4 protein-coding genes are annotated in these 3409 nt (G+C 73.0%); 1 reads left to right on the plus strand and 3 read right to left on the minus strand.

The window, feature by feature from the left end:
* Positions 1-298 precede the first annotated feature (298 nt).
* Positions 299-565 (minus strand): hypothetical protein, encoded by a 267-nt coding sequence (locus FM076_RS12095; protein ID WP_345945412.1) that lies wholly within the window; start codon positions 563-565, stop codon positions 299-301.
* A gap of 955 nt (positions 566-1520) precedes the next feature.
* Between FM076_RS12095 and FM076_RS12100 the strand changes: the two genes are divergently transcribed.
* Positions 1521-1829 (plus strand): hypothetical protein, encoded by a 309-nt coding sequence (locus FM076_RS12100; RefSeq protein ID WP_173870191.1) that lies wholly within the window; start codon positions 1521-1523, stop codon positions 1827-1829.
* Positions 1830-1860: 31 nt separating this feature from the next.
* Here FM076_RS12100 and FM076_RS12105 read toward each other — a convergent pair whose 3' ends face one another.
* Together FM076_RS12105 and FM076_RS12110 are read right to left on the minus strand one after the other, a co-directional pair.
* Positions 1861-2571 (minus strand): RDD family protein, encoded by a 711-nt coding sequence (locus FM076_RS12105; RefSeq protein ID WP_173870205.1) that lies wholly within the window; start codon positions 2569-2571, stop codon positions 1861-1863.
* Positions 2572-2899: 328 nt separating this feature from the next.
* A partial coding sequence (locus FM076_RS12110) for an RDD family protein (RefSeq protein ID WP_173870207.1) occupies positions 2900-3409 on the minus strand: 510 nt, incomplete at its 5' end.

Below are 3409 nucleotides of genomic sequence, written 5' to 3' on the forward strand. Positions count from 1 at the left end.
GGGCCCCGGCGTGGGGCTTGCCGCCGTCACGGCGACGCGGAGACGGCGCCCCGGCGAGGCGGGCGGCCGGAGGCCAGGACGCCCGGGCCGGAGTAGCCTGGAGGCCCAGGCCGAGGTAGCCCGGGCGCCGGACCGGAGTGGCTCGGAAGCAGACCGGGTGCCCCGGCGCAAACCGGGTGGCCCGGCGGTCAGACCGGGTGGCCCAGGGGTCAGGCCGAGTGGTACGGCGATCACACCGGGTGGCCCGCCCGGCGGTCAGGCCGGGGTGGCACGGGGGTCACACCGGGTGGCCCGGGGGTCAGGCCGGGGTGGCTCGGAGGAGGGCGGCGATGGGGCGCCAGGAGTGGTGGGCGTCGTCGGGGACGGCCCGCCAGACCAGGCCCTCCGGGTGGTGCAGCACCGCCGTGACCTCGTCCGCGGTCGGCGGCTCCGCGTTGCCCCGCAGGTAGACGGCCCGCAGGCCGAGATTGCGCAGGCGGGTCAGGGCACGGGCCCGGTTGCCCGCGTGCACCAGCACCCGGACCCGTTGCTCCTCCCCGGGTCTGCGTGGGGTCGCCTCACGCACCGTGTGCGGTTCGTCGGCCCACGCCGACCAGCGGCGCGGGCCCGGCAGCAGCGCGGAGCGCCGGGCGGCGGTGGGGCCGCCGCCCGTGCTCCGGGCGGCGGGAGCGGCGGCACCGGCCGCCGCGCTGTGCGGCTCGCGTGGCACCGGAAGTGTCAGCGCGACGATCACGCTGCCGTCCGGCAGCCTGACGAATCCGCCTCCAGTCATGATCACCATCTCCCCCGTGAGACTCGTTTCGGGTTGGTCCTTCGGGGGTCGCCGGGAGGTGACCCCACGACGCATCTAAACGCGATCGAGCGCCGACCGCCAGGGGGTAACGGATGATCATGTTTTGACCTGCAACGATGCAAACAAATTCATTCCTGGGTTGCATGGTCGTCGATCACCAGTTCCTGAGATCTACGTTGTGGATCTTCACAAACTCTTCACGCAGGGTAGTCACCCAGTCAAAGTACCCCTTTTGCCCCCTCTTGAACGTTTCACCCCCGGTGATTGAACGCACGACGATCTTCGGGCTGCCATTGGTCGGACCACTGACGCCACCCCGCACCTCCCCACTCCCGCACGGAAGCGGAACACCCGAGCCCCCGTCAGATAGCGGCTGCGAACACCGGTGCGGGAAACGGCCGATGGGCGGCCGACCGGACAGCAAACGGGCGGTCGCAGCCGACGCGCGGCGCGTGCGCCACCCCGCGCCGCAGCCGTCCCCGCGCCCCGCGCGCGGGCCGCAAAAGCCGCACCGCGTCCGCCAGTTGGGACGGCCATGAGGAAGTGCGTCCGTGCGCCCCCCGTGCAACCAAGGCGTGGGTGAGGTCACGCTTGCGGCGCATTCCACCAGGGCATCCCGGACCGTAGAGTCGTTCGATGGCGCCCCGTTTGTCCCGAGGCAACCAGTAGCGCGCAACGACCCGTTCACGTCCAGACCGTGCCCACTCCCCCCGAGGACGGATCCGCCATGCCGCGTCCGAACGCCGCCCAACTCGCCTACGGCTCGGCCACCGTCGTCTGCTCCACCCTCGCCATGCTGCTGCTCTCCCAGGCCCGTTCAGGCGCCTGGATCGCCGTGATCGCGGTCGCGGCGCTCGCACTTGGCCTGCTGGTGGCGCTGGCCGTCCCCCCGGTCCACGCGACGCTCAGGCAGCGCGGGGCCGTCGGACGGGTGACGGCACCCTCCGCCGCGCTGCCCGACCCGGTCGCGGCACAGCGCCCGGCGGCCTCCGCGTCCGCGTCCGCGACACCCGCGGGCATGGGAGCCCGCCGCTGACGGCCCGCCCCCAACTCCCCGCCCCCCAAGGTCAGTCCGCCGCGACCACCACCGTGCGGACCGTCTTGTCGTGCAGACACTGCTGGTAGGGCTTGTCCCACGTGCAGAAGAGCACGTTCACCAGCCAGAACAGCGAGCCGATGCAGGGCACCAGCGGCGGGATCTGGTAGACGGCCGCCCGCAGCCAGCCCGCCGAACCCGCCGGAACGGCGCCGTTCTGCAGCATGGCGACCCGGATGTGCATCAGCTTCTTGCCGACCGTCTGTCCGGACGAGGTCAGCATCAGCCCCTCGTACACGAGGTAGACGACGGTGTACGCCAACTGGGGCCAGTAGGTGTACCCGTCGTACCCGTTGTCGTAGGAGTAACCGCCCTCCACGAGCGCGGTGATGATGCCGATCGGGATACCGATGAGCAGCGCGTCGATGATGCGCGCCAGCAGCCGCTTGCCGCGCGAGGCCAGCGGGGGCATTCCCGCCAGCGGGTCGGTCGCGCCCGCCGCGCCGCCGTACGGGTTGTCGTACGGACTCCCGCCTCCGCCCTGGCCCTCCGTGCCGTAGCCGCTCCCGCCGTAGCCGCCCCCACCGGGAGGCGGAGGCGGGTTGCCGTACGGCGAGCCGTGACCGGGCGGGGGCGGGGGCCCGGACGGCTCCTGGCCGGACGGCCCCTGGGAGTGGGGCGGGGGCCCACCGGGCTGCTGCGGCTTCCGGAACGGGTCGTTCTCCGGCTGTTCCGTGCTCATGGCCCGAGTGCACAGCCCCGCGGGGCCCGCCGCATCCGGGGCGGGGCGTTCGGGGGACCCGGCACCGCGGGCCCGTCCGGCACGGTGCCGTGCCTGACGGGTGGGCGGGCGGGAACCGGCCCGTGCCGTGGCGTGGTGCCGGTCCCGTCCCCGCCGGTCCCTGCCCTGCCGTGCCGTGCCGGTCCCGTTCGTGAGGCTCCGTATCCGGCCGTGCCCGGTCACGTTCGTAAGAGTCCGTATCCGGCCGTGCCGGTCACGTCCGTAAGAGTCCGCACTCTTGCCGTGCCTGTCCCTTCCCTGCCGTGCCGTGCCGTGCCGTGCCGTGCCGCTACAGCCTGATGCGGCTGTCGCCCGTGCCGCCCTTGGCGACGAACGTCCCGGCCACCTTGTCGTGCAAGCACTGGCGCCAGGGCCGGTCGAACAGACACCACGCGACGTTGACCAGCCCGACCACGAGCACCCCGAGCACGCCGTGGACCAGCCAGCGCAGGCAGGACTTGCCGAAGCCCGGCCTGTCGTGTCCCTCGATGTTGGCCACCGAGAGCCCGAACAGCTTCTTGCCGAGCGTCCGCCCCCAGCGGGCCGTCGGCAGCACCTCGTACAGCAGGCCGAAGGCGAGCAGCACGCCGAGGACCACCGCGAGATAGACGCCCGTGGTGCCGTCGATGAGCCACACCCGCTGGGTGACGCCCGCCTGTTCGACGGCATCCACCTTGGCCTCGATGTGGTCGACCGCCTTGCCCACGAACGGGAACGCGGCACCCGCGCCCACCGCCAGGGTGAGGACCAGATCGACGAGCCGCGCGCCGAAGCGCCTGCCCAGCGCCGCCGGCCGCGC

It is taken from the genome of Streptomyces albus subsp. chlorinus, from assembly GCF_013302895.1.
Lineage (GTDB): Bacteria > Actinomycetota > Actinomycetes > Streptomycetales > Streptomycetaceae > Streptomyces > Streptomyces chlorinus.